At 39.0% G+C, this 26,221-nt stretch carries 24 protein-coding genes; 14 read left to right on the forward strand and 10 right to left on the reverse strand.

What is annotated here, in order from left to right; all coding sequences use genetic code 11:
* The first annotated feature begins 64 nt into the window (after positions 1–64).
* From H7R46_RS03445 to H7R46_RS03460, 4 genes are all read left to right on the forward strand, one after another.
* Positions 65–1,039 (forward strand): patatin-like phospholipase family protein, encoded by a 975-nt coding sequence (locus H7R46_RS03445; protein WP_025469745.1) that lies wholly within the window; start codon positions 65–67, stop codon positions 1,037–1,039.
* Between the two features lie 204 nt (positions 1,040–1,243).
* On the forward strand, positions 1,244–2,479 hold the full coding sequence (locus tag H7R46_RS03450) for a threonine ammonia-lyase (protein WP_005064397.1): 1,236 nt from the start codon (positions 1,244–1,246) through the stop codon (positions 2,477–2,479).
* A gap of 238 nt (positions 2,480–2,717) precedes the next feature.
* Complete coding sequence (gene sbmA / locus H7R46_RS03455) at positions 2,718–3,911, forward strand: peptide antibiotic transporter SbmA (protein WP_017482132.1); 1,194 nt, start codon at positions 2,718–2,720, stop codon at positions 3,909–3,911.
* A gap of 268 nt (positions 3,912–4,179) precedes the next feature.
* The gene (locus H7R46_RS03460) at positions 4,180–6,228 is read left to right on the forward strand and encodes a M13 family metallopeptidase (protein WP_005064401.1); all 2,049 of its coding nucleotides are present in this window, start codon (positions 4,180–4,182) and stop codon (positions 6,226–6,228) included.
* Between the two features lie 41 nt (positions 6,229–6,269).
* Here H7R46_RS03460 and H7R46_RS03465 read toward each other — a convergent pair whose 3' ends face one another.
* Positions 6,270–7,019 carry a DUF4850 domain-containing protein gene (locus H7R46_RS03465; RefSeq protein ID WP_005064402.1) on the reverse strand — a complete coding sequence of 250 codons (750 nt, stop codon included), beginning with the start codon at positions 7,017–7,019 and terminating at the stop codon, positions 6,270–6,272.
* Between the two features lie 124 nt (positions 7,020–7,143).
* Here H7R46_RS03465 and H7R46_RS03470 point away from each other — a divergent pair, with 124 nt between their 5' ends.
* Together H7R46_RS03470 and H7R46_RS03475 are read left to right on the forward strand one after the other, a co-directional pair.
* Entirely contained in the window at positions 7,144–8,211 is a 1,068-nt protein-coding gene (locus tag H7R46_RS03470; protein WP_005064403.1) for a DUF1176 domain-containing protein, read from the forward strand.
* An 83-nt stretch (positions 8,212–8,294) separates the two neighbouring features.
* Positions 8,295–8,813: a hypothetical protein gene (locus H7R46_RS03475; RefSeq protein WP_005064404.1), complete on the forward strand. Its 519-nt coding sequence runs from the start codon at positions 8,295–8,297 to the stop codon at positions 8,811–8,813.
* A gap of 78 nt (positions 8,814–8,891) precedes the next feature.
* Here the strand turns inward: H7R46_RS03475 and H7R46_RS03480 are convergent, their stop codons facing one another.
* The 4 genes from H7R46_RS03480 to gatC all read right to left on the reverse strand — a co-directional run bounded on the left by H7R46_RS03480 (position 8,892) and on the right by gatC (position 12,955).
* The gene (locus tag H7R46_RS03480) at positions 8,892–9,470 is read right to left on the reverse strand and encodes a DJ-1/PfpI family protein (protein ID WP_005064406.1); all 579 of its coding nucleotides are present in this window, start codon (positions 9,468–9,470) and stop codon (positions 8,892–8,894) included.
* 169 nt (positions 9,471–9,639) lie between these two features.
* A complete protein-coding gene (gene gatB, locus H7R46_RS03485) occupies positions 9,640–11,109 on the reverse strand; it encodes an Asp-tRNA(Asn)/Glu-tRNA(Gln) amidotransferase subunit GatB (RefSeq protein WP_005064408.1) in 1,470 nt (489 codons plus the stop codon).
* Positions 11,109–12,587, reverse strand: coding sequence for an Asp-tRNA(Asn)/Glu-tRNA(Gln) amidotransferase subunit GatA (gene gatA / locus H7R46_RS03490; protein ID WP_005064409.1), 1,479 nt, complete (start codon positions 12,585–12,587; stop codon positions 11,109–11,111). The genes gatB and gatA overlap by 1 nt, the downstream gene beginning before the upstream one ends.
* A gap of 53 nt (positions 12,588–12,640) precedes the next feature.
* On the reverse strand, positions 12,641–12,955 hold the full coding sequence (gene gatC / locus H7R46_RS03495) for an Asp-tRNA(Asn)/Glu-tRNA(Gln) amidotransferase subunit GatC (RefSeq protein WP_000107699.1): 315 nt from the start codon (positions 12,953–12,955) through the stop codon (positions 12,641–12,643).
* Positions 12,956–13,088: 133 nt separating this feature from the next.
* On the opposite strand from gatC, the gene H7R46_RS03500 reads away from it, so the two are divergent.
* From H7R46_RS03500 to H7R46_RS03525, 6 genes are all read left to right on the forward strand, one after another.
* On the forward strand, positions 13,089–14,129 hold the full coding sequence (locus H7R46_RS03500) for a rod shape-determining protein (RefSeq protein WP_000601379.1): 1,041 nt from the start codon (positions 13,089–13,091) through the stop codon (positions 14,127–14,129).
* Positions 14,130–14,145: 16 nt separating this feature from the next.
* Positions 14,146–15,003: a rod shape-determining protein MreC gene (mreC, locus tag H7R46_RS03505; RefSeq protein ID WP_002116449.1), complete on the forward strand. Its 858-nt coding sequence runs from the start codon at positions 14,146–14,148 to the stop codon at positions 15,001–15,003.
* Positions 14,990–15,481 (forward strand): rod shape-determining protein MreD, encoded by a 492-nt coding sequence (gene mreD / locus H7R46_RS03510; protein WP_002116279.1) that lies wholly within the window; start codon positions 14,990–14,992, stop codon positions 15,479–15,481. The genes mreC and mreD overlap by 14 nt, the downstream gene beginning before the upstream one ends.
* Complete coding sequence (locus H7R46_RS03515) at positions 15,469–16,029, forward strand: Maf-like protein (protein ID WP_005064410.1); 561 nt, start codon at positions 15,469–15,471, stop codon at positions 16,027–16,029. Before mreD ends, H7R46_RS03515 begins: the two co-directional genes overlap by 13 nt.
* Before the next feature lie 113 nt (positions 16,030–16,142).
* Complete coding sequence (gene rng / locus H7R46_RS03520) at positions 16,143–17,597, forward strand: ribonuclease G (RefSeq protein WP_005064412.1); 1,455 nt, start codon at positions 16,143–16,145, stop codon at positions 17,595–17,597.
* 139 nt (positions 17,598–17,736) lie between these two features.
* Entirely contained in the window at positions 17,737–17,910 is a 174-nt protein-coding gene (locus tag H7R46_RS03525; protein WP_002116397.1) for a PA1571 family protein, read from the forward strand.
* A 27-nt stretch (positions 17,911–17,937) separates the two neighbouring features.
* Here the strand turns inward: H7R46_RS03525 and H7R46_RS03530 are convergent, their stop codons facing one another.
* Together H7R46_RS03530 and H7R46_RS03535 are read right to left on the reverse strand one after the other, a co-directional pair.
* Complete coding sequence (locus H7R46_RS03530) at positions 17,938–19,323, reverse strand: WS/DGAT/MGAT family O-acyltransferase (RefSeq protein ID WP_005064414.1); 1,386 nt, start codon at positions 19,321–19,323, stop codon at positions 17,938–17,940.
* Positions 19,324–19,494: 171 nt separating this feature from the next.
* Entirely contained in the window at positions 19,495–20,229 is a 735-nt protein-coding gene (locus tag H7R46_RS03535; protein WP_005064416.1) for a phosphoadenylyl-sulfate reductase, read from the reverse strand.
* Between the two features lie 184 nt (positions 20,230–20,413).
* Here H7R46_RS03535 and thrH point away from each other — a divergent pair, with 184 nt between their 5' ends.
* Positions 20,414–21,031, forward strand: a complete 618-nt coding sequence (thrH, locus tag H7R46_RS03540; protein WP_005064417.1) for a bifunctional phosphoserine phosphatase/homoserine phosphotransferase ThrH — start codon at positions 20,414–20,416, stop codon at positions 21,029–21,031.
* Positions 21,032–21,089: 58 nt separating this feature from the next.
* On the opposite strand, the gene H7R46_RS03545 is transcribed toward thrH, so the two are convergent.
* Both H7R46_RS03545 and H7R46_RS03550 read right to left on the reverse strand, forming a co-directional pair.
* Entirely contained in the window at positions 21,090–22,601 is a 1,512-nt protein-coding gene (locus H7R46_RS03545; protein ID WP_086260923.1) for an OmpP1/FadL family transporter, read from the reverse strand.
* A gap of 598 nt (positions 22,602–23,199) precedes the next feature.
* On the reverse strand, positions 23,200–23,898 hold the full coding sequence (locus tag H7R46_RS03550) for an NAD(P)H-dependent oxidoreductase (RefSeq protein WP_005064422.1): 699 nt from the start codon (positions 23,896–23,898) through the stop codon (positions 23,200–23,202).
* A 160-nt stretch (positions 23,899–24,058) separates the two neighbouring features.
* On the opposite strand from H7R46_RS03550, the gene H7R46_RS03555 reads away from it, so the two are divergent.
* Positions 24,059–25,084: an AraC family transcriptional regulator gene (locus tag H7R46_RS03555; protein ID WP_005064423.1), complete on the forward strand. Its 1,026-nt coding sequence runs from the start codon at positions 24,059–24,061 to the stop codon at positions 25,082–25,084.
* 57 nt (positions 25,085–25,141) lie between these two features.
* On the opposite strand, the gene H7R46_RS03560 is transcribed toward H7R46_RS03555, so the two are convergent.
* The gene (locus H7R46_RS03560; protein WP_005064425.1) at positions 25,142–26,125 is read right to left on the reverse strand and encodes a fatty acid desaturase family protein; all 984 of its coding nucleotides are present in this window, start codon (positions 26,123–26,125) and stop codon (positions 25,142–25,144) included.
* Positions 26,126–26,221 lie beyond the last annotated feature (96 nt).

Genomic DNA, 26,221 nt, shown 5'->3' on the forward strand with positions numbered 1-26,221 from the left:
TTTTCACGAAAGTAGCAACTAAAATTGCAATCCGAACTTAAACCTCATAGTACGAAGATGGGCCATGAAACAGCTTAAATTGTGGGTTCTCGGACTCTCTATGGTGTTGGCGGGATGCCAGACCACCACACACTTGTCTGCTGCTCTAAAACCACAAACGACAGAAGCTTATGCTCGTTCTGTCGATCAGCCATTTGCAAGAATTAAAAAAATGCAAAAACGTCCTGTTGTCGCGCTTGTATTGGGTAGCGGTGGAGCACGAGGTTATGCTCATATTGGGGTGATTGAAGTTTTAGAACAACATGGTATTCGCCCGGATTTTATTGTAGGTACGAGTGCGGGTAGTATTGTTGGGGCAATTTATGCGAGTGGTAAAACACCTGCTGAACTGCGTGATACTGCTTTAAAAATGAAAGCTGGCGATGTCCGTGATATTAGTATCGGTTTAAAAGGCTTTTTTGATGGCAAAAAAGTAGAGAACTACGTTAACCAGCAAGTAAATAACATGCCACTCGAAAAAATGAAGATTCCAATGTATGTGGTGGCAACTGAACTAAAGCATGGCACTAAGACCGTATTTAACTACGGCAATACTGGGCAAGCCGTGAGAGCCTCTGCTTCGATTCCTAGTATGTTTGTGCCGACTAAAATTGGGAAATCTGAATATGTTGATGGCGGCTTGGTGAGCCCCGTGCCAGTTGAAGTGGCTCGTGATTTAGGTGCTGATGTCATTATTGCAGTTGATATTCTAGCTCAACCTATTTACACAGAAACTTCGAATGTCTGGGGACTGTTTAATCAGAATATTAATATCATGCAAGGGCGTTTGGCAGCAGAAGAATTGCAATATGCAGATGTTGTTATTCAGCCAGATTTAAGAGAAAAAGCACATATTTTTGATGTCAAAGGCCGTGAAGCTACTATGAAATCTGGTATAGATGCAGCTAATGCCAAGCTTTCTGATATTCAGTTTGCTATTGATGAAAAAATAGCTGAACAAAATATGTCTACGGAAGGCTTGAGTGCTCAAAGCCAATAAATAAACGTTAATATTCTGAAAATTATAAAAAAAGCCCACAAAGGGCTTTTTTTATGGAAGTTTAAATCTTTAATTTTTGGAATAAAATTTTTTGTATATTAGAGACATGTTGGATATGCTGAAAACTCTAATGGGTAATATGAAATATTGTTGCCGTTTTTTAAAAAATAATTGATTTGTAGTGTATTGAGGCTGACTGGATAAATGATACAGCAACAGGTTAAAAATGGCTTTCCAACATTAGATGATGTTCATGCTGCCGCAGAGCGTTTGGAAGGTTTAGTTGTAAAAACTCCCTTTGTTTTCTCAGAGACCATTTCTAAAACCTTAGGGGCTGAGATGTGGTTGAAATTTGAAAACTTACAATTTACAGCTTCATTTAAAGAGCGGGGTGCTCTGAATAAACTGTTGTGTTTATCTGAGCAAGAAAAACAACATGGTGTTATTGCAGCTTCGGCAGGCAATCACGCACAAGGTGTAGCCTACCATGCTCAGCGGACAGGTGTGACTGCGACTATTGTAATGCCGAAATCTACGCCAAACGTTAAGGTGCAACGAGTACGTGAGTACGGTGCGCGCGTTATTTTGCATGGGCAGGACTTTTCAGAAGCTGCTGCTGAAATGCATCGTGTTGCACAAGAAGAATCTTTGACGATTATTCACCCATTTGATGATGCTGAAATTATTGCGGGTCAAGGCACCATTGCACTTGAAATGCTTGCAGCTGTGCCTGATCTGGATATTTTGGTTGTGCCAATTGGTGGTGGTGGTTTAATTTCTGGTATTGCAATTGCTGCTAAAGCGATCAATCCAAAAATCAAAATTATTGGGGTGCAATCAGTTGTATACCCAAGTATGGCAAAACTACTGTGCAATTATCAGCACGCGGTTTCAATGGGCTCTACTGTTGCTGAGGGTATTGCGGTAAAAACTCCAGGTGAGCTTACGACCCAAGTTGCTAAAGAATATGTTGATGACATTGTCGTTGTCACTGAGGACATGATTGAAGAAGCGATTGCACTATTACTTAATATTGAAAAAACAGTATGTGAAGGAGCAGGGGCGACAGGTATTGCTGCAATTATGTCGCGTCCCGATCTGTTTTTAGGTCATAAATTAGGTGTGGTGCTGTCGGGTGGCAATATTGATACACGTGTTATGGTCTCTGTATTACAACGCCATTTAACCCGTACAGGTCGTATGGTTCGTATTCGTGTTGAATTACCAGACAATCCAGGTGCTTTAGCTCGTTTAACGGCCATTATTGCTGAGCAAGGTGGTAATATTTATGAGTTACGTCATGAACGCTTTGCGGCAACAAGCCGTGCCAAAGAAAGCGCTGTGAGCGTTGATGTAGAGTTAAAAAGTGCCTCGGACCTAGATTTACTCATTCAAGCAATGCAATTGGAAGGCTATATTGTTCGTAAAGAAGAGATTTAATCTCTGATATCACTGTGTTATAAAAGCTGTATATGGCTCTATCGAGAGTCATATACAAGGTAATTTAAATGGATTAAATTGCCAAAAAAGGGATTTATTTACAAAAAAACGATCAAATCCTTTAATGGAACAGGAAAAACTGACAATTCTCTAAACTTTACCCTTCACAATTTTAAGGTTTAGGTTTTAGTATTCCTTTCATTGTAAATTTGAAGAAATATAGGGATATCCACGCTCAATGTTCAAATCATTTTTTCCATCACCAAGGTATTTCTTTATATCTGCGGTCATTTGGATCGCGCTCAATATGGTGCTCTGGTACTCAGGTGGAAACACATGGGGAACTTTTATCGGCTTTGCTAAGGGCTACCATGATACTCAACTACCATTAGATGTGAGCCGTTTTTGGTCTCCCACTTTCTTATGGTTTTATGTTTGGTTTTTAGTCTCTACTGCGCTTTTTGCTGGTTTCTGGAGGGCTATATCGAATAATCCTTGGCAACGTTGGTCTGTGTGGGGTTCGGCGTTTATTTTATTTAATATCTGGTTTAGCGTTCAGGTTAGTGTAGCTGTTAATGCATGGTATGGGCCTTTTTATAATCTCATTCAAAGTATGTTAGATCACGGTGGTGGTGATATTAATAAACTTTATATGGGAACAGTTACATTTCTTTTAATTGCGATGGTCGGTGTGACTTTAGCTGTTATTAATGCTTTTTTTGCTAGTCATTATGTATTCCGCTGGCGTACAGCAATGAATGAATATTACACAGAGCATTGGGAAAAGCTTCGTCATATCGAGGGGGCTTCACAGCGTGTTCAAGAAGATACCATGCGTTTCGCCTCTGTTTTAGAAGACCTGGGAGTAAATTTTGTTAAGGCTATAATGGTTTTAATTGCCTTTTTACCTATTCTTTTTGAACTTTCTAAACAAGTTAAAGTACTACCTATTGTAGGTGAAATTGATCATTCATTGGTCTGGGCTGCAATTGTATGGGCTGTTTTTGGTACTGTTCTATTAATGGTTGTTGGTATTAAATTACCTGGTTTACAGTTTAATAATCAAAAAGTAGAAGCAGCCTATCGTAAAGAACTTGTCTATGGTGAGGATCATGAGGAGCGTGCACAGCCAAAAACATTAAGAGAATTGTTCTCAAGTGTTAGGCTGAATTATTTCCGTTTATATCTGCATTACTCTTATTTTAATTTAGTTAGTATTTGGTATATCCAATTAGATATTTTATATAGTCTAGTTGTTTTATTCCCTTCTATTGCCGCAGGTAAAATGACATTGGGTTTAATTACGCAAATAGGTAATGTTTTTGATAAAGTCCGTGAATCATTCCAATATTTAATTAGTTCATGGAAAACGATTATTGAACTGCTTTCAATTTATAAGCGTTTAAGAATATTTGAGAAAATTTTAGATTAAAAAGTAATCATATCTCTGAAAGATGCCTTGGTTCAAGCCATGGCATCTTTAGAATTATTAAGTATTTAGTAGAATAAAAGATTTAGTAAGTTTCTTCGTTTATTATTTTGATTTATATAAAAATATATTTTTGAAAATATTATATTTTCGCGGTATAAAACTTGCTTCTATATTGGTTTTAATTTTGCCATTCGCTTAATTAATAAAAGTCAATCGCTATTAAGTTGTTGTTTTTAATTATTAAATATTTAAATGTGAGGTTGAGTCTTTGAAATCTATTTTACTTAAAAGTGCTCTTACGATTGCACTTATGACTTCTGCTAATTTGGTACGTGCGGAATTAGTAACAAATTCTCAAATCAAAAAAATATCAGGTATAGATCAACAATATATTGATTCCTCTATTAATGAAAAGAACGATTTTTATTCACATGTAAATGGTATTTGGTTAAAAAATACTGAAATCCCAGCTGATAAAGCAAGTTGGGGAGCTTTTAATCAGCTCCGTGAGTTATCAATCAGCCAAGTACATGGAATTGTAGAAGAGCTCTCTGGTCAAAAGTGGGTGGATGGTAGTTTAGAGCAAAAAGTAGCTACTCTATATGCTAGCTTTATGGATGAAAAAAGTATTGAGAAGCAAGGTATTAGTCCTCTAAAAAATGAGATAAATCAAATTGATAAATTGAAAAATAAGAATCAAATTGCAATTTTAATGGCACATTTTGCTCGTATTGATGTCAATAGCCCAATCCGTCTAAGCATTGAACAGGATATGAAACAATCTACTGAAATGGTGGCTGGTTTGGAGCAAAGTGGTTTGGGTCTACCTGACCGTGATTATTATTTGAAAGATGATAAAAAATTTATTGAAACTCGTGCACAGTATTTAAAGTATATTGAAAAAACTTTAACACTTGCTGGAGACTCGCAAGCAGCACAACATGCTCAGGAAATTTTAAAACTTGAAACTCAGTTGGCAAAAATACAATGGAGTAATGTACAAAATCGTAATCTTGCAAAACGCTACAATAAATACAAAATCAAAGATTTATATAAACTAACACCTGTATTTGATTGGCAAGGTTATCTAACAGCAACTGAATTAAAAGGAAAAATTGATACTATTCAGGTAAATCAGCCAGACTACTTTCAGGGCTTAAATACAATTATTCAAGATACACCCTTAGATATATGGAAAGCTTATTTTAAATTGCATTTGATAAATAATTTTTCTCCATTACTAAATAGCGCTTTTGTAAATAATAAATTTGATTTTTATAACAAGACACTTCGAGATATTACTGAACAAGAAGCGCGTTGGAAGCGTGGTGTACAGCTTGTTGATAAGGTTCTGGGAGATGGTATTGGCAAACTTTATGTTGAAAAATACTTTCCTGCTGAGAAAAAACAACAGATAGAATTATTGGTGCAAAATCTGATTCGTGCTTATGACCAAAGCATTACAGAGTTGGACTGGATGAGTCCTGCAACGAAAATACAAGCTCGTAAAAAGCTTTCTCACATGTCAATAAAAATCGGGTATCCAAAAAAGTGGCGTGATTATTCTGACCTGCACATCGCTAAAAATGATTTAGTTGGGAATATAATTCGCGCAAGTGAGTTTAGATACCAATATGAACTTAATAAATTAGGTAAGCCGGTTGATCGTGATGAATGGTATATGAAACCACAAACGGTGAATGCTTATTACAATCCATCATTGAATGAAATTGTATTTCCAGCAGCGATATTACAACCACCTTTTTTTAATATAAAGGCAGATGATGCAGTGAACTATGGTGGTATAGGTGCTGTGATTGGCCATGAAATTAGTCATAGCTTTGATGATCAGGGTAGTCAGTTTGATGAATTGGGCAATATGAGAAACTGGTGGAATGCTGAAGATCACCAGCATTTTAAAGCTAAAACACAAGCGTTGATTGAACAATATAACCGTTATGAACCGATTGCTGGTTATCATGTTAATGGTGAATTAACATTAGGTGAAAATATTGCAGATAACTCTGGTTTAGCAATTGCCTATAAGGCTTATCAAATTGCATTAGGCGGTAAGCCCGCCCCTGTAATTGATGGACGGACTGGGGAGCAACGTTTTTATATGGGGTGGGCTCAAGTTTGGCGTGCGAAAACCCGCGAAGCTCAAGCGATTATCTATTTAAAAACTGATCCTCACTCTCCTGATAAAGTACGTGGTAATGGAGCTTTAATGAATCAAAAACCATTTTATGAGGCTTTTAAAATAAACGAAGATGATCAGATGTATTTACCACCAGAGAAACGGGTAACTATTTGGTAATTAAGAAAGCCCGCGAAAGCGGGTTTTTTATAAGTATTGGATTAGTGCGTTGCATTATAAAAATTAAGGATAGGGCCAACTAAAGATTGTTGGGATTTATCTAACGTGACTTGAATTTCTTTATAGTTAAACGTGTCTTCATCATAATATTTAGCAATACCATGGGTTTTATTGTTCACTTGTGGAATTTGATAACTAAAAAAAGCCACTTTTTTAGAAGGCTGAACAATATTGATGAGTTTTTTAGGGTCTTTAAATCCACCAAATTCATTTTCCAGACTTTCTTTTAATAGTTCAGGAAAATAAAGCGTTGCATTTGGTAATCCACACCCAACGCAAAAAGAAGAGTCATAAAGCTTAATCGCTTGCTTTTGATCTGGACTCATTATTAGAGCAAAACCAGTTCCATTTGCCCCTGCATTTGCTTGAACATCTTGCCAGTTACGTGGAACAAGTACTAAACCTGTTTCAGGTAATGCAAGAAGCTTGAGTTGTTTGGCGTGTTGAGCATCGAGTTTGAAATTAAAACGGCAGCTTTTGTGGGTACACGTTTCAAAGTCTTTAAGTAAACTATTCTCTGTAGGACTTTGTGCTGTAACATCATAAAACGGAACTGTAACACCGTTTAAAAATTTTGCCTCTCCTAGAGGGTAGAACTGATTGTCTGCTTTGCGGGTTGCAGCAGAGCTATAAAATTTGGGGAAATGGGGAGTAAAGCTTTTTACTTCTGCATAAGCAGATGAGGTTAGACAGGTAAATGCAGTAAATAATAAAAAATTCAGTTTTTTCATTTTTAGTAAGTAATCAATTTAAATCTTATATAAATCTAGCATATTCTTTTAAACTAGACGGTAACTCAAAATTTAACACTATTGTTAACTTCATAATAAAACAGACTTATAGAGATATGAAATAATGAAAAATATGCTTTCAATTTGCTGTTTGGCAGTAATGAGTTCTTATAGTTTTGCTCAAGAAATCAAAGGTATTTCATTTTCACACCAAGAGTGGGAAATCTCGTGTAGCAATACGGGTACATGTAAAGCCGCAGGCTATCAAAGTGAAGAAAATGGTGATAATCCAGCATCACTTTTATTGGTGCGTAAAGCAGGGCCAAAACAAGCTGTGCAAGCTGAATTTGCTTTATCAGACTATGAACAAAGCATGCCAGCCAACCGGCTTAAAAATATTCATTTTTATATAAATGGCAAAGATTTAGGCGCTGTGACTGTAGATGGTACTGAGTTACCACTTATGGGTAAACTCAACAGCTCGCAAGTCAATGCTGTACTACAGCAATCCAAACAGAAGACTGAAATTGTATTTAAAAATGCACAGCATAAATGGAAAATTTCCGATGCTGGAATGACTGCTGTGTTACTAAAAATGGATGATTTTCAGAAGCGTATTGGGACTGTTGGTGCTTTGGTTAAAAAGGGCAGCGCCAATGAAACCAAAGTGCTTATGCCTGAGCCAAAACTACTTGTTAAACGTATTAAGACTTCAAACAAACCTTATTTAACTTTACAGCCTAAAAATAAACAGTACCAAGCAATACACCGTAGTTTGATGGCTGTTAAACCGAATCCGAAAGAAGACGGTTTTTGTGAAGGCGTTTATGGCGGTAACAGTGATGGGGCCGAACCACAGAAAATTGAGCTATATAAACTAACCAATAAGAAAGTTCTGGCGACTACGTTGTGCTGGAGAGGCGCCTATAACGAAGGGTATGGCGCTTGGGTGCTAGATGAGTCATTAAATGGTAAGGCCGTGTTTGTGACTGAATCCGCTTCAGATTTTGATAGCGGTATTATTAGTAGTGCTCAAAAAGGAAGAGGCATAGGCGATTGCTGGGCAAGTGAAGAGTGGGTATGGGATGGCAAGAGTTTTGTACAGACTAAGGATATGTGGACAGGGATGTGCAAAGGCTTGGCAGCAGGTGGAGTGTGGGAGCTTGATCGAATAGAGTCTGTGGTGAAATAAGTATTTTGCAGTTACAGAGTCATAACAGGTAACTTTGGTGACTCTGTGATAAAAAGAACAGATTGTTTATTGGAGCCAGAGCTATGTCACATCATCTTTACGCTATTGTTCGCCGTAAGTTTTCACACCTGAGCCGTTCAATATGTGTGGCTGCTGCTGTGTTGGGAACTACCCAAATTGCGATGGCTGGCCCAACAGTTGATCAGTTAAGTGACTGTTTAGTTAAGGCTACAACGGCTTCAGACAAAACTACTGTACTTCAATGGACATTTACGGCTTTAGCTGCTCATCCAGATTTAAAAGCATTTAGTAATGTAACACCTGAGCAAAAGGATCAGTTAGATCAAAAACTGGCGCAGGTTTTACAACGTGTGATTGTGGAGCAATGTTCTACCCAAACTAAAGCTGTAATTCAGGCTGAAGGTGTGAAGGCAGTTGGAGAGGCCTTTCAACAGTTAGGTCAAAGTGCGGGTGAAGATATTGTTAAAGACCCAGCCGTTAAACAGCAGTTGCAGGGCACATTACGCTATATTGACTTAAATAAATTGGTGACGACGTTTTTAACACCAGAAATTTGGAATAAATTAGGGATTACAAGATAAAAGTCTAGTTTTCTATTTTAGTAATAAAGCCTGCTATCTAAGAGTAGGCTTTATTGTATTTGGGATAAAGAGATCTTTTTAGATCGTAATTGTAGCCCCTAAAACTTTCACAAATTGAGCTAACCAAGCTGGATGTGCAGGCCAAGCTGGAGCAGTCACCAAATGACCATCTGTAACTGCTTCAGTCACAGCAATATCTGCGTATTGTCCACCTGCCAATTTTACTTCGACAGCACATGCTGGATAAGCAGAACAGAGGCGGCCTTGTAATACATCTGCCGCTGCTAGTAACTGAGCGCCATGGCATACGGCTGCTATTGGTTTTTTCACTCGATCAAACTCACGCACAATTTCGATAATACGTTCATTCATGCGTAAATACTCTGGTGCACGACCACCCGGAATCACTAGACCTACATAGTCTTCGGTATTAACGGCATCAAAATCATAGTTAATCGCAAAGTTGTGGCCACGTTTTTCGCTATAAGTTTGCTCACCTTCAAAATCATGAATAGCCGTTGCAATATGGTCGCCGTTCTTTTTATTCGGGCAAACAGCATGCACGGTATAACCTAAACCAGTTAAGAACTGAAATGGAACCATAGTTTCATAGTCTTCGGCATAGTCACCGACCAACATTAAAATCTTTTTAGACATAATTTATCTCTCTTTTTAAAATATAAGTTATCTAAATTATTAATTTAAATTAGCACAGTCACTGAGTAATTTTTTAGGAAAAAAGTGCATTCTTTAGTCGAAGAATGCTTTAGACGGATATAAAAAAGCCCCGATAAATCGAGGCTTTTTCTTGAGTTGGCTAGTCAAATTAACCAATCAATTTTTTCATTAATTCATTGACTTGAGCAGGGTTGGCTTTACCCTTAGATGCTTTCATGACTTGACCAACAAGACCGTTAAAGGCTTTTTCTTTACCAGACTTGTACTCTTCAACCATTTTTTCATTGGCTGCAAGTACTTCTTTAATGATCGCTTCAATTGCACCTGTGTCAGTTTCTTGCTTTAAGCCTTTTTCCGCAATAATGTCATCGGCAGATTTACCTTCCGATTCCCACATAAAGCCAAAAACTTGTTTAGCAATCTTACCGCTAATGGTGTTGTCAACAATACGAGCAATCATGCCGCCAAGCTGTTCAGCAGAAACAGGTGAGTCAGCCAGATCTAGGCCTGCTTTGTTTAAAGCACCTGAGAATTCGCCCATTACCCAGTTTGCAGACACTTTACCTTGCTTCGCACCGCCAGCAGCAGCCACAACAGCTTCATAGAAGTCTGCCATTTCGCGTGAGAGCGTAAGTACGTGAGCATCGTACTCAGTTATACCAAAGTCTGCGATAAAGCGTGCACGGCGAGCAGCAGGGAGCTCTGGAAGTGCAGCGCGAGCAGCTTCGATTTGCTCATCTGCAATAATCACCGGTAACAAGTCTGGATCTGGGAAGTAGCGGTAATCGTTTGCTTCTTCTTTAGAACGCATTGAGCGTGTTTCCATTTTGTTCGGATCGAACAAACGAGTTTCTTGGTCGATACTTCCGCCGTATTCCAAAATTTCCATTTGGCGTTCAATTTCAACATTGATCGCTTGCTCAATGAAACGGAATGAATTGAGGTTTTTAAGTTCACAGCGCGTACCAAAAGGTTGGCCCGGACGACGTAAAGATACGTTACAGTCCGCACGGAATGAACCTTCTGCCATGTTACCGTCAGAAATACCTAACCAACGTACTAATGTGTGAATCGCTTTGATATAAGCAACCGCTTCTTCAACCGAACGCATGTCAGGTTCAGAAACGATTTCAAGCAAAGGTGTACCAGCACGGTTTAAATCAATGCCAGACATACCTTCAAATTGATCATGTACAGATTTACCGGCATCTTCTTCAAGGTGAGCACGAGTTACGCCAATACGTTTAGTCGTACCATCTTCAAGTTGGATGTCGATGTGCCCCAAGCCCACAATTGGGTTATCCATTTGGCTAATTTGGTAGCCTTTTGGCGAGTCAGGGTAGAAGTAGTTTTTACGTGCAAATACTGATGCTTGGTCGATGTAAGCATCAATTCCAAGACCGAAGCGAATTGCAAGATCAACCACTTTTTCATTCAAAACTGGAAGTACACCCGGCATTGCCAAGTCCACAAGGCTCGCTTGCGTGTTTGGGTCTTGACCAAATTCAGTCGATGAACCAGAGAAAATTTTAGAATTGGTTGCAAGCTGAGTGTGAATCTCGATACCAATAACGACTTCCCAACCGTCAATCAATTTCAACTTTTGAGCTTCAGCCATTATGCATTCTCCTCAGCAATTGCCGCACGTTGAGTATGGAAATCGGTGTTTTGTTGGTATTGATGAACAATCGACAATAATTGCGATTCTGACCAATAGTTACCAATCAACTGTAAGCCAACAGGCAAGCTATCTTTATCAAAACCAACAGGAGCGTTAATCGCTGGTAAGCCTGCTAAGTTCACTGCAAGTGTATAGATATCGCCTAAATACATTTCAGTTGGGCTTAAGTTCGCACCAATTTTATATGCAGTTGTTGGTGCAGCAGGAGCCGCAATCACATCCACATTTTCAAATGCTTTTAAGAAGTCTTGTTGAATTAAGCGACGTACTTTTTGTGCTTTCACATAATAAGCATCGTAATAACCCGCAGAAAGCGCGTAAGTACCAATGAGAATACGACGTTGAACTTCTGGACCAAAACCTTCTGAACGTGAGCGCTTATAAAGATCCATCAAGTCAGCTGGGTTTTCACAGCGGTAACCGTAGCGAACACCGTCATAACGTGACAAGTTAGAAGATGCTTCTGCTGGCGCGATGAGGTAATACGTTGGTACATAGGCTTCAGTCATGTTGAGATCGATCTCAACAAGCGTTGCACCCATTTCTTCAAGCTTTTTCAAAGACTCTTCAACACGCGCTTTAACGTCTGCATCTAAACCTGCAACGTTAAAGTACTGTTTAGGAATACCAATGCGTAAGCCTTTTACAGATGTGCCATTTAAATTTGCAACGTAGTCATCAACTTCTTTTTTAACCGAAGTCGAGTCTTTTGCATCGTGACCTGCAATTACATTCATTAAGTAAGCACAGTCTTCAGCAGAGCGTGCCATTGGCCCCGCTTGGTCTAAAGATGATGCATAAGCAATGATCCCGAAACGAGATACACGACCATAGGTTGGTTTTAAGCCCGTTAAGCCACAGAATGACGCAGGTTGACGGATTGAGCCACCTGTATCAGTACCTGTAGCAAAAGGTGCTAAATCAGCCGCTACAGCCGCAGCAGAACCACCTGATGAGCCACCAGGAACGTGGTCAAGCGCCCATGGGTTGCTTGTTGCGCCAACATATGAGCTTTCAGAAGTTGAACCCATTGCAAACTCGTCCATGTTCACTTTACCTAAAGTGACCAGACCAGCTGCTTTAGTTTTTTCAACAACAGTTGCGTCGTATGGAGAGATGAAGTTGTCTAGTATTTTTGAACCGGCAGTTGTTTTAATGCCTTTGGTACAAAAGATATCTTTATGCGCAAGAGGAATACCTGTTAAAGCGGTTGCATTACCTGCTTTTAATGCAGCATCGGCAGCGTCGGCTTCAGCAAGAGCTTGTTCAGGCGTAACCGTCACGTAGCTTTTTACCAGTGGGTCAATTTTAGCAATACGTTTTAAATAGTGTTCAGTCAGTTCGCGAGATGAAAACTTCGCTTGGCTTAAGCCCTCAGCAAGTTCACGAATTGATAAGCGATGTAAATCAGTCATGAGTAAAATTTCTTTACATTCAAAATAGGGAAGATGGGTTAATTGAGTAAAAGTTATTCAATCACGCGAGGAACAAGATACAAACCATCTTGAGTTGCAGGTGCAACTGCTTGGTATTCATCTCGATGATTGCTTTCCGTTACCACATCAGCACGTAAAGGTTGAGGATTGTCAAAAGGACTTTTCAAAGGTTCTACGCCTTCCGTATCAATGCCTTTTAAGGTTTCCATCATGCCTAAAATTTTATTTAGACTTTGAGCATATTCAGCAGATTGCGTATCATTGAGCGACAATCGAGCAAGATTGGCGATTGCTGAAACTGTTTGTGCATTTAAATCTGCTGAATGCTGTGCATCCGATGTAGACATAACATCACCTAATCAGTATTAAAAATTTTCAAAATATCGTGCGTTATAATAAGCGATTGACTTGTTCAAATCATCACATTTAGTTTAAAGTTGCCACCTTGCATCCACATGAAAGTTTAACTGAGAACGAACCGTGATTCTAAAACGACTAATTGGCTTGTTTTCGCCGGATCTAGCCATTGATTTAGGTACAGCAAATACACTTATTTATGCACCAGGCCGCGGCATTATATTAAATGAACCAACAGTTGTGGCAATTCGTCACAGTGGTTCACAAAAAATTGTTGCTGCTGTAGGTCTAGATGCTAAGCAAATGCTGGGCCGTACGCCTGCGAATATTTCTGCAATTCGTCCAATGAAAGACGGTGTAATTGCGGATTTTGAAGTGACTGAAACCATGTTGAATCAGTTTATTGGTAAAGTTCACGAAAAACGTTTGTTCCCACCTGCACCTCGTGTAGTTGTATGTGTACCATGTAAATCAACTTTGGTCGAGCGTCGTGCGATTCGCGAAGCAGTATTTAATGCTGGTGCCCGTGATGTTCGTTTGATTGAAGAACCTATGGCAGCAGCAATTGGCGCAGGTATGCCAGTTGAACAAGCATGTGGTTCTATGGTTGTGGATGTTGGTGGCGGTACAACAGAAATTGCAATTATTTCATTGCAAGGTTGTGTCTACGCTGACTCTTTACGCATCGGCGGCGATGTTTTTGATGAGCAAATCATCAATTATGTTCGTAAAGCTCACGGTTGTGTAATTGGTGAAACCACTGCTGAAATTATTAAAAAAGAAGTAGGTATGGCTGTTTCTGATGGTACAACATTAGAAATCGAAGTACGTGGCCGTAACCTTGCAGAAGGTGTGCCTCGTGCAATTACCGTAACTTCTGACGAAATTACTCAAGCCATTTCTGATCCGTTACAAAGCATTGTAAGCGCTGTGAAATCTGCTCTTGAGCAAACTCCTCCTGAACTTTCTTCTGATATTGCTGAGCGCGGTATTGTGTTGACAGGTGGTGGTGCGCTACTTCGTAACCTTGACAAGTTATTGGCTCAAGAAACTGGTTTACCAGTTGTTGTTGCTGAAGATCCTCTTACTTGCGTAACCCGTGGTGGTGGTAAAGTATTAGAATTCTTCGACAACCCGAACCATGACATGCTTTTCGTCGGTTAAGTTTAAGGATTAGGCGGTGCAACCGAATATTTTTTCAAGACAGCCGCCATCTTTCCGCTCGTTCATTATTGCGGTCATTACATGTTTGGTTGTGCTGTTCTTTGATTGGCGCATGCCTTATGTAATTCAGCCAGCAAGGGATGTCTTGTACGCTGCATATAACCCAATTTATGCATTGGCTAGTTATCCGGTACTGTCGAGAGAATGGCTGAATCAACAAACAAAATCTGAAGCACAACTGCGTCGTGAAAATACCGCGATGCAGGCTGAGCTTTTACAAGCTCAAGTCCGCTTACAGAAGCTTTCTGAACTGTCAGCTGAAAATACCCGTTTACGAGGCCTTCTTGATACACCGTTAATTATTGATGGTCGTATGGAAATTGCCGAAGTGATTGGGACAGATGCAGACCCATTACGCCATATCATCATTATTAACCGAGGCTCTACGGACCATCTAAAGGTCGGTCAAACGGTTCTGGATGATAAGGGGATTATGGGGCAGATTATTAATGTATACCCTCATAGCTCACGTGTGATGTTGTTATCAGATAAAGAACATTCACTGTCGGTACGTCTTGAGCGTACTGGAATGCGGGCGATTGTTTCTGGTACAGGTGATTTGGGCCGTTTAAAAATGGAATATGTACCGACAAGTGCGAATATTCAGGTGGGGGATAAAGTGTTTAGCTCAGGCTTGGGTGAACATTTCCCAGCAGGTTACGCAGTGGGTACAGTGGCCAAAATAAAACGCCATAATTCAGGTGAGTTTGCTGAAATTGATGTAACACCATCAGCACAATTGGCAACAGGCCATCATGTAGTTGTACTTTTCTCTGAATCATTAGCGAAGGAGCAGCCGTATGCCGATCGCTAAACTAAAACGAGAAAAGCGTAAAGATCCATTATGGGGAATTATTCTCTCCGTTATTGTGGGTTCTGTACTTATGGTTTATCCGCTATCTTATGATATTTCAGGATGGCGGCCACTATTCATGTTGATGATCATGCTATTTTGGGTAGTATGTCAGCCAACATGGTGTGGGGTCTGGTTTGCATTTGGGATGGGGATTTTTACAGACTTACTGCTTGATGCGCCTTTAGGGCTCAATGCCTTAAGTTTTGTAATTGTGACTTTTCTTACCCGTTTTTTAATTCGGGAACGCCGTATTTTAACTTTTGTTAATTTATGGACGATAGCAACGCTGGTCATTATTGCCCATTTAGCATTTATGTGGGTAACACAGACGATGGGTGGAATTCATTTTTCGATTGCTAGACATTGGCAACCTTTGATGACAAGTATTATCACGTGGCCAGTCGTCTATTATTGTTTGGCAAAATGGCGCATATAGTTTTAGCATCTAGCTCTCCTCGTCGGAAGGAGCTGTTGCAACAGCTAGGCTTAGATTTTGAAATCTATAGTCCTGACATTGATGAGTCTGTTCATGAAAATGAGCTGGTTCATCATTATGTTGAACGGTTGGCTAGAGAAAAAGCTCAAACTGTATTGAAGCTTTTTCCAGAAGCAATTGTTATTGCTGCCGATACAAGTCTGGGACTTGATGGCCAAATTATTGGTAAGCCTGAATCGAAAAATCATGCTTTTGAAATCTGGAAACAATTATCTGGACGTTGGCATGATGTGTTTTCTGGACTGTGCGTTGCGACTCAACAACAAATGTTAAGTCAGGTAGTGCAAACACAAGTTGAGTTTCAGCACCTGACTACACAGGATATGGAAGATTATTGGACCACGGGTGAGCCTGTTGGAAAAGCGGGTGGATATGCAATTCAAGGAATTGCCTCGCAATATATTCCCCAAATTCAAGGAAGTTATAGTAATGTGGTAGGACTTCCTTTATACGAATTTGCACAGTTATTCAAAAGAGTAAAGACATAAGGGGTTGTTATCATTCTTCATTGAATAGCATTGTCGATGAACACTAGACAACGTTAAAGTTAACAGCTTCTCTGACTCTTTAATAAAAATTTTATAATGCTTTGAGTTTATGTATGTCAGAAGAACTACTTATTAATGTCACGCCTATGGAGTGTCGGGTGGCATTAATCGAAAATGGAACTGTTAATGAACTGTATGTCGAGCGTACAGTTAAACGCGGTCTAGTCGGCAATATCTATAAGGGTAAAGTTGTACGAGTGCTTCCGGGCATGCAAGCTGCCTTTGTTGATATTGGTTTGTCTCGAACAGCCTTTTTACATATCAATGATATGGTTTGGCCTCGTTCGCAGCCTACCCCAAATGTCTTTGAGCTATTACATCCTGGGCAAACCCTTACTGTCCAAGTAATGAAAGATATGTTGGGCACAAAAGGTGCACGGCTAAGTACAGATCTTTCAATCCCTTCTCGCTATTTGGTTTTAATGCCGTATGGTAACCATATTGGTGTTTCGCAGCGTATTGAGTCTGAAGAAGAGCGAGATCGACTGCGTAATATTATTGAAGGTATTCAATCTGAGCATAATTTACCCGGTAGCGTGATTGTCCGTACGGCTGCAGAAGGTGTGGATGAGGCAGAAATTGCACAGGACATGTGCTATCTGAGCAAATTGTGGGAGTACATTCAGCGTAAACAGACCGACGTTGCTGTTCCTTCTTTAATTTTTGAAGAACTTCCATTACCTCAACGTATTATTCGCGACTTAGCAAGCGAAGAAACTGCAAAGATTTATGTAGATTCGCGAGAGATTCATGCAAAACTGCTTGAGTTTGTAGATGAATTTGTCCCGAATATGAAGAGTCGTCTCATTCATTATCCAGGCGAGCGACCACTATTTGATCTTTATAATGTTGAAGAAGATATTCAAAAAGCCTTACAAACTCGCGTAGCTTTGAAGTCGGGCGGTTATCTGATGATCGACCAAACTGAAGCTATGACAACGATTGACGTTAATACAGGTTCATATGTAGGTGGTCGTAGTCTTGAAGACACGGTTTTTAAAACCAATATGGAGGCGACTCAAGTTATCGCGCGTCAACTTAGACTGCGTAATTTGGGGGGGATTCTCATTATTGATTTTATTGACATGCAAGAAGCAACTCACCGTGAAGAGGTGATGCGTCAGTTCGAGAAAATGCTTGAGCGAGATCACGCGAAGACCAAAATTACTCAAGTGTCAGAACTTGGTCTGGTCGAAATGACGCGTAAACGAACTCGTGAATCATTAGAACACTTGTTATGTGAATCATGTCCAACATGCCAAGGGCGTGGTTTTGTCAAAACAGCGGAGACAGTGTGTTACGAAATATTTCGTGAGATATTACGATATACCCGCGCATTTGAGTCAACGAGTGGCTTTACTGTTGTTGCCCATCCTTCTGTGATTGACCGATTATTAACAGCAGAAGCACCAGCAGTAGCCGATTTAGAGCATTTTATTAACCGTGTTATTAAATTTCAGGTCGAAAATTTATATACGCAAGAGCAATACGATATCATTTTAAGTTAAAGTTGTAACAAGATATCGCTTAATCCTTGTTACAACTGAAATTTTACTTTCATTCATGAATTTTAAATACTACTTACATACAGTAGCCCTAGACGTTCTCCCTATTAAACGTCTTAGCAAACAATAAGAGGTATAACCCATGAATGTAAGTGAAAACTTAATTAGCAACGGTCTTAAACATGTTTTAGAAAGCACGCCAGTAAATAGCTGCTATATGTTGAATGACCAAGGTAAAGAAGTACCGATTACAACTGCAATGATTCGTTCAGTATGTCATCAGTTGCTTAACCAGTGCCGCACAATCAAAAAATAAGGGGCCAATTCAAAGCCCCTTAATTTTCTAACTTGCTGAATGATGTTTCAGCTGTTTCTCTGCAATAATTTCTTCAAAACGTTGAATCTCATCTTCTAAATGAGTCAAAAGGTTTTGCATTTTCGGCAAAGCATTTCGACAAGCTGTTAATCCAACTTCAAGCTTATCTAAATAACTAGTCATGGTAATATTTAGAGCTTGTCCATCCATGACAATCGAAGCAGGGTAGAGTGCATCTAATTTCGCGCCATTCCAATAAAGCGGCTCACGTGGTCCTGGTACATTGGAAATCACTAAATTGAACGCCTGACGCTTAGGAAGCATTCCTGACATGATGTTTAATCCTGCCGGACCATAAACAACTGCACTATAGTTTAAAATTTCATTCGCAGTCATGCGGCTAAAGCGTTGCTTTGAATTTTGCATGCTACGGCGAATGATTTCTAGACGTTCTAACGGTTGATCTTTGTGCGTCCCTAAATTTGCCAAAATCATGGTAATCCGGTTACTCATGTCAGAATCATCTGTACGTAATGAAGCTGGAACCATGGCAATCAGTGGCTTTTTTGGTAAGCTGTTTTGGCTAATCAAATATTCACGTAAAGCACCTGAACATACAGCCAGCACAACATCATTAATCGTTACGCCTAATGCTTTTGAAATTTTTCTAAGGCGGCTTAATTCAAATGATTGGGCCGCAAAACGACGTGAAGCACTCACTCTTTGGTTCAAAATCGACACTGGCGCCTGAAAAGTAGAAACATAATCAGGATTTTTGCCCATTTCTTTAAATATAGTCTGAGATAGCTCGTGCATAACTTTGGGAGCTATATCGAGTTGAGACTTAATGCCGCCTAAAATACTCTTAATTTTACTAGTACTTGGAGTTGGTACTTTTAGACGCTTAGCTCTTTTACTCTCAACACACCATAAGGGAACAACATGTTTCTCTTCCGGCGTTTTTGACAGAGATTTCTCGATCAAACGCATACCAGCAACACCATCTACCATTGCATGATGGATTTTAAAATACATGGCAAAACGATTGCCCTCGATTCCTTCAATAATGTCACAAGTCCAAAGTGGCTTTGCGCGATCAATTAGTGAGCTATGCTGCTGTGAAATATACACCAGAAGTTCACGAATACGGCCAGGATGAGGCAAAGCAATGTGGCGAAAGTGATGATCGATATCGAACTCTTCATCTTCATCCCAAAATAGACCACTTAAACGATTATTGAAGGGTGGAATAGGAATGCTCTTTGAGCGTTTAATATCTTCTACTAAATCATGTACAAAGGTTTCTGGTGCATTTTCAGGAATTTCAAATAAAAATAATCCACCGACATGCATGGGTTGCTGTCTTTTTTCAAGTGACAAAAAAATGAAATCAATTGGGTGTAATGGACGCATAAATCATTGTGCCTCATGCATTTTTCTAAGAAGCCCTTATATGAGCTCTTATTAGAATTATAGAACCGTAGAATTAAGTATATAGCGTTTAGAGTAGAGAAAATATGACTTTGTGTACGGAACATGACATAAAAAAAACCACTGATTTGCCAGTGGTTTTTTGATATCCAATTACTTTTTCATATTACCAGCATGTAAGCCACACTCTTTTTGAGTGGCTTCTTCCCACCACCAACGTCCTTCACGCTCATGTTGATTTGGTAATACAGGTCGCGTACATGGTTCACATCCAATAGAAACAAAACCACGCTCATGAAGAGGGTTATATGGAATTTCCATCATACGGATGTAGCTCCATACCTCAGCACTTGTCCAGTTCGCTAGAGGGTTATATTTAATGAGTTGCTTACCTGGGCCAGAGAAACCTGCATCAGCTTGTACTACAGGAATTTCTGTACGCGTACCTGGGCTTTGATCTTTACGTTGACCCGTAATCCAGCCATCTAAAGTCGCAAGTTTTTTACGTAAAGGCTGAACTTTTCGAATACCGCAACATTCTTGATGCCCATCTGTAAAAAAGCTGAATAAACCTTTTTCGTTTACCATGTTTTGAACAGCTTCAGATTCAGGGAAACAAATTTCGATATTGATATTGTAATGTTTACGAACAGTTTCAATAAATTGATAAGTTTCGGCATGCAGGCGGCCCGTGTCGAGACTAAATACACGGAAAGGTTTACCTAAGCGTGAAGCAATATCGATTAACACAACATCTTCTGCTCCCGAAAATGAAATTGCAATTTCACCTTGTTGGCTTAAGGCAAGTTCTAAAATTTCTCGAGGGCTTTTGGTTGCATATTCAGCAGCAAGAGCATCTACGATATCAATAGTCGGAATAACGGTCATGTGTGTTCCTGGCAAAAGGCTTGGGCGCATTGAGTTATGAAAAATATTCTAAAGGATAGTTGATAAAGTGCTTAGCACTTTAATTTCGATCCTTATGAATAAAATTGATTTGATCAATAACAACGCAAAACTGAAAATCTTAATGGTATGATACAGCAATTTTTAACCAACGTTGGAAGCATTCATGGAAATCGTATGCCTAGATCTTGAAGGGGTTTTAGTTCCTGAAATCTGGATCAATTTCGCTAAAAAAACAGGGATTAAAGAACTCGAAGCAACAACTCGTGATATTCCGGATTATGATGTTTTAATGACTCAGCGTCTTAATATTTTAAGACAACACGGTTTAGGCTTAAATGACATTCAAGAAGTCATTGCCGAGATGGGGCCATTACCTGGGGCAAAAGAGTTTGTTGAATGGGTGAGTACGCATTTCCAACTCGTGATCTTGTCAGATACCTTCTATGAATTTGCACATCCTTTAATGAACCAATTAGGGTGGCCAACGATTTTCTGTCATAAGTTAGAGACAGATGAAGAAGGCATGATTACCGCTTATAAACTACGTCAACCAGATCAAAAACGTGAGTCTGTTAAAGCATTACATGGCTTGAATTTCCGTGTAATCGCTGCAGGTGATTCGTATAACGATACAACCATGCTTGGTGAAGCGGACCACGGTTTCTTGTTTGATGCACCTGCAAATGTGATTGCTGAGTTTCCTCAGTTTCCAGCTATCCACGGTTACGATGCATTAAAAGAAGCAATTCGTTCAGTTTCACAGCGTACAATCCCAGCTTGAGAATAAATAATAAAAAAGGCGCTTTAAGCGCCTTTTTTATATGCATAATTTTTTAAACTTAGAATTTATAACCAAGTTTTAAACCATAAGCGATGGCATTGTTGTCAGAGAAGTCTGCAACATATTCATCACTACCAGCTTGTGCACCTGTTTGAGCTTTAGCATCACCCAACCAGAAATATTTTACACCGCCAGCAATAAACGTTTGTGGAGTAGGGCTATATTGAAGACCTAAACCTACGTTCCAGTAACCTTCTGTTGGTCCTAGTGTTGTTACAGGGTTACCTGCACCAGAGTCCCAGCCTACAGACATATTACCAGCCCATTTATCGTTTAGTTTACGACCTACACCAGCGTTCACAGACCATTGGTCATCAGAGTATTCAACTAGGTTAAAGCCATTTGGACGTCCAACAAGACCACCTACAGCTTCCGATACTTTGCCGAATTTATATGGTTGAATTGAGAAATCTTTCCAGTTCACCCAACGTACATTCGCAAACGCAACAGTATCAGCCATGATTCCTGTTTGGAAATCAAGGTTTACAGACTGTGGTGTAGTAATTGTAGTTTTGCCTTCTGAATTAATAGCTTGAAGTTTAGACGCAGGAACATCTAAGCCCGCAAGTACTGAAGTAAGACCAGGGAAATTTAATATAGATAAGTCTTCATTAATATTCACTTTATGATCAATTTCAGATCGATAGGTTAAAGATGCTCTGAGTGCAATTTCAGGAATTTGATAAGCTGCACCTGCTAACCAACCTACACCAGTAGTTTCTTTAATATTCGCGTCATAACCATTATAAAGGCTATAAGCTTGACCTCGTAAACTTACATTACCTTTAACTGTTTGTAATACAGGACCCGCATAGAAGTTAAAGTTTTGAGTTGGTTGGAAACCAAGAACAAAAGATAAATTTTGTGTATCAACTTTAACTTTAGTTCCACCTGTACCTAAATAATTATTTGCAGCATTAATAGCAGCTTGGGTGTTTTGTAATGCTGTCAGTCCTGCACCTACAGTTGTATTTCCACCTTTAGCAACTTGTTGTAACGCGCCTAAGATATCTGTTTGAGTTGGTTTTGTAGGATCACCGCCAGTAGCATTCGTCACAGCTATAAGAGCTGGTGTAAATGCTGCCCCAGATGCTTGAACTAATTTGTTAATTGAACTGGTTGCTAACTCACCTAATGCCTTTTGACTTAAAATAGTATCAGTGCCTGGATTCGAAACGAATACATTGTTGCCTGAATATTCTGAATCTGAACCAAATGGCTGATCATAGAGTAGACCGAAAGAGAATTTATCGTTGAGTTGTAATTTTAACGCCGCACTTGGAAAGTAATAATCATTAGCCATATCGCCAATATCGCGGCGTGTTGCGCTTGATCCTGCTTCTTTACCCGCTACATCTGGGTCTAAAACAGAAATACCTGCTTCAAAATAATTACCCGGTTGGAAGAATGCAGACATTGACTGTCCAGAGCGATCCAATGCTGCTGCAAAAACCCCAGTTGCAGGCAGCGTTGCTAAAATCATTGCAGTGCTCAGATGTTTTAATTTCATTTTAATCTTTCCTTGAACTTCAAGACATTTTTTTAAAAGTAACAGAGTTAAACCGTTTAAACTGTGTTGCCTTCAAAGCTCCTAATTACAAGTAATAGAAGCTTTGATAACTCCATGTAACAAAAATAGCATAATTACAATAAGAGTAAATCTGTTATATGAACTGAGGAGTACTCACTTTTTATACAAATAATGCCAATAATGGGTGAAATATGAAGGAATATTTGCATTGTTAAATTAATTTAATTATTTGATATTTATATTTTTTATATATTAGTGGGGGCCTTTGTTTTTATGACATTTTTGTCACAAATCCAAGAAAAATGGTCAAAGATTTTTTTGTAAAAATATGAATTAAGTGATTATGAAATGAGTATTGGTAGTCATTTTTAGTTGATAAGTCCAGTTTGTCTACATCTGTATATTATTGATTAAGTTTTATATTATTCATTTTATGAAAAAGTTTACCGTAATTTTTTTACCATTTGATCTATTTTTTGAGCGAATTTGGATTCTATATTTGAAAGTTATGTGTAATAAAAAACCGAAAATAATGATCTAAATTCGGTTATTTAATTTTAAGAGCTAAAACAGAGCATTAGAGTGGATAGAGTTTTTCATCAAATTGCTCAAGTTTGGGAAATTTTAATGACTCTAGCTGGTCCAGATGAGTAATGTAGATTACATAGTCTTCAAGAAGGGTTTCTCGTGCTTCTTGGCTAATATATGGCACATGATAAGCAATGAATGGAGGTAAGACTTCAAAACCAGCATATGCCAAAGTACCACGTTGAATCGGGGATAAATAATTTTCGATTGGGCCATGAATTGAGTTTTCTCCAAACATGTGTGTTCTACCACCGAGTGTTAAACACAACATCGCTTTTTTACCTACCATGCCGCCGTGATCGTAAAAGCGTTTGCCTCCATAAAAAAGCCCTGAGACAAATACGCGATCAATCCAGCCCTTTAAAATTGCTGGCACAGATGTCCAATAAAGTGGGAAATTTAAAATGACGAGATCTGCTTTTTTAACTTTTTCAATTTCTGCTTGAATATCTGGAGCTAGAAGTTGATTTTTGCTGGCATTTCTTTGTTCTAGTGCATAGTTAAAATAATCAGGCTGATTAAGCTCTAAGAAATCCGCTTTGGATGCAACTGGGTTAAATTGCATTGCATATAAATCTGAAATTTCTACGCTGTGCCCCAATTTTTCTAAGGTTTGCTTAGCTGTACTTTTTAGAGCAGTGGTGAAAGACTGTGGTTCTGGATGAGCATGGACAATTAGAAAGTTCATAGGGGAGGACCTGTATTCTTTTTTAGAAATTGTGCTGTCTCGTGCAATTCAGCGGATTTTGTTTTGAATAACTATGCATCAATTTAAAAGCATGGCATAGTTCATGAACTGACAGTTTTTACCATTTCGCGCCATTTTATTTTGCTCATATGGGTTGCTTATGAATCCAGAATTACCCGGAACTTATATTAATTTAATCGTCGAGACTGTTAAGCGGTGGGGTGTCTCTGGTGAGCAGCTTTTAAATGGAAGTGGAATACCTTTAGACCAATTAGAAAAGCCTTACTGGTATGTTGAATTCAACATCTTAAATCAGCTTATTGAACGGGCCATCGAGTTATGCAAAGAGCCAGCACTAGCAGGATATTTAGCTTTAAGCATGACGGCTTCATGTTATGGTTCAGTCGGAATGGCTGCCATAGTTTCTCCAAATTTAGGAGAAGCGCTAAAAATACTTGAACAATTCATTGGTTCACGTTGTAAGGTTTTTAAACCAGAATTAAAACAAGAAAATAATGATGCATATTGGTCAATTTATCAGCCCATCAATGCATTTCAGCTGAGCCCAAATGCCAACATTTTTTTGCTACTCGGTTTTGTTCAAATTGCAAAAAAATTAACAGGACTTTCTCATTTGGGAAAAGTTGAATTACAAATGCCAGAGCCGATCGGTTTTGACCAAATCAGTCATCAACTGGCTGTGACTTGTTTATTTAACCAAAAGCGTAATCGTTGGATATTTCCAAAAGAGTATTTAGCACAGCCAGTATTAACGGCAGACCCAATGCTAGCGCCGTTATTAAATGCGCAGTGCAAGCGGGATATAGAGAAATTAAACTTAAAAAGTGGCTGGAAAGGGCGAGTCAAACAAGTTGCCGAAAAATTGCTTATGAATGGGAATATTGAGGCGTTAAAAGTTGGGCAAGTGGCTCATATCATGAATATGTCGGAGCGAACTTTGCAACGCTATTTAGCTCTTGATGATACTAGTTTTACGCTCTTGGTAGACTCCCTGAAAAAGGAGCATGCCCAGAAACTTTTAACTCAAAATAACATGTCGATCGAAAAAGTTGCTTTAATACTAGGTTATGCCGAGACTTCTCACTTCACTCGTGCGTTTAAGCGCTGGATGGGAATGACGCCTAAATATTTCCAAACCAAACATAAGATGGATGATTTAAGTTAAAAGGCCATAAATTTAATTTCATGGCCTTTCATTTATGATTTGAGTCAATTAAGTAGATTATTCTGGCTTAGATGAGAGTGAATCAATCACTTCAAAATAGCTAGGTGGTGCTGGAACATGGCCGCGCTCTCTCAATAGACGATGCATACGCGGCAGTTTGAAGTAGGGCACCGAAGCCATTAAATGGTGTTCCATATGGTAATTGACATGAATAGGCGCTACAAAACTTCTAGCAATCCAACCTGCACGTGTAGTACGGGTATTGGTTAAAGCTGTATTACTCGTTTGCATACCTGCATGTTCGGCCATTGAGCGAATTCTTAAAAATAAAGGAAACGGTGTCAAATACGCTAAAGGCCATAACCAATAAAACCGTTGCTGACCAAAAGCTTTTAAAACACCATAAAGAGCAACATTGGTAGCAACGGCACCACTACTGTTTTTTATAAGACTTTTTGCATAATCAACGAAATCTTTATTGCTTCGATCTAACCAAACCTGATCATTTGCAACGGTCCATTTCATTAGATCTAGATCCATTAACACTCGACCAAAGCTAAACTTTAATCCCGTCATACCCGTTAAGTCGCGTAAGAATTTACGAGTAAGCGATTTCTTGCTTACAGGAAAACCAGAAACTAACGAAAGATCTGGATCATCTGGAGTAGAGGTTTTTGCATGATGACGGACATGATGTACGCGATATTTTTTTAGATCATTCCAGATTGGACGGGCACATAGCCATTCACCTACAAAGTCATTTATTTTTTTATTTTTAAATAAGCTCTTATGCGATGCATCATGCATCAAAATTGCTAGGCATAACTGGCGACCTGCCAATATAGCTAAAGCTAGCATACAAGCAAGTAATTTGCCCCAGCTAGGTAAGTAATCCCACATCATGATTAAGCTTGCAAATGTTCCGCCAATAACGGCCCATGTGCTTGCAACAGCCCAAGCACCGTATATATCTGAGGATTGTGTGAGTTCTTGTATTTCTTCTCTGCTAAATAGATCGGTCACACTCACTTGTGCATTCATTTTTATTCTCCCAAATCAGATTTTGGTATCCATATCTTATATTACAAATATAATCATAAAATTTTAAAATGTGAAATATTTGTTTGTAAAAAAATA

This window comes from Acinetobacter sp. BEC1-S18-ESBL-01 (genome assembly GCF_014169935.1).
Lineage (GTDB): Bacteria > Pseudomonadota > Gammaproteobacteria > Pseudomonadales > Moraxellaceae > Acinetobacter > Acinetobacter pittii.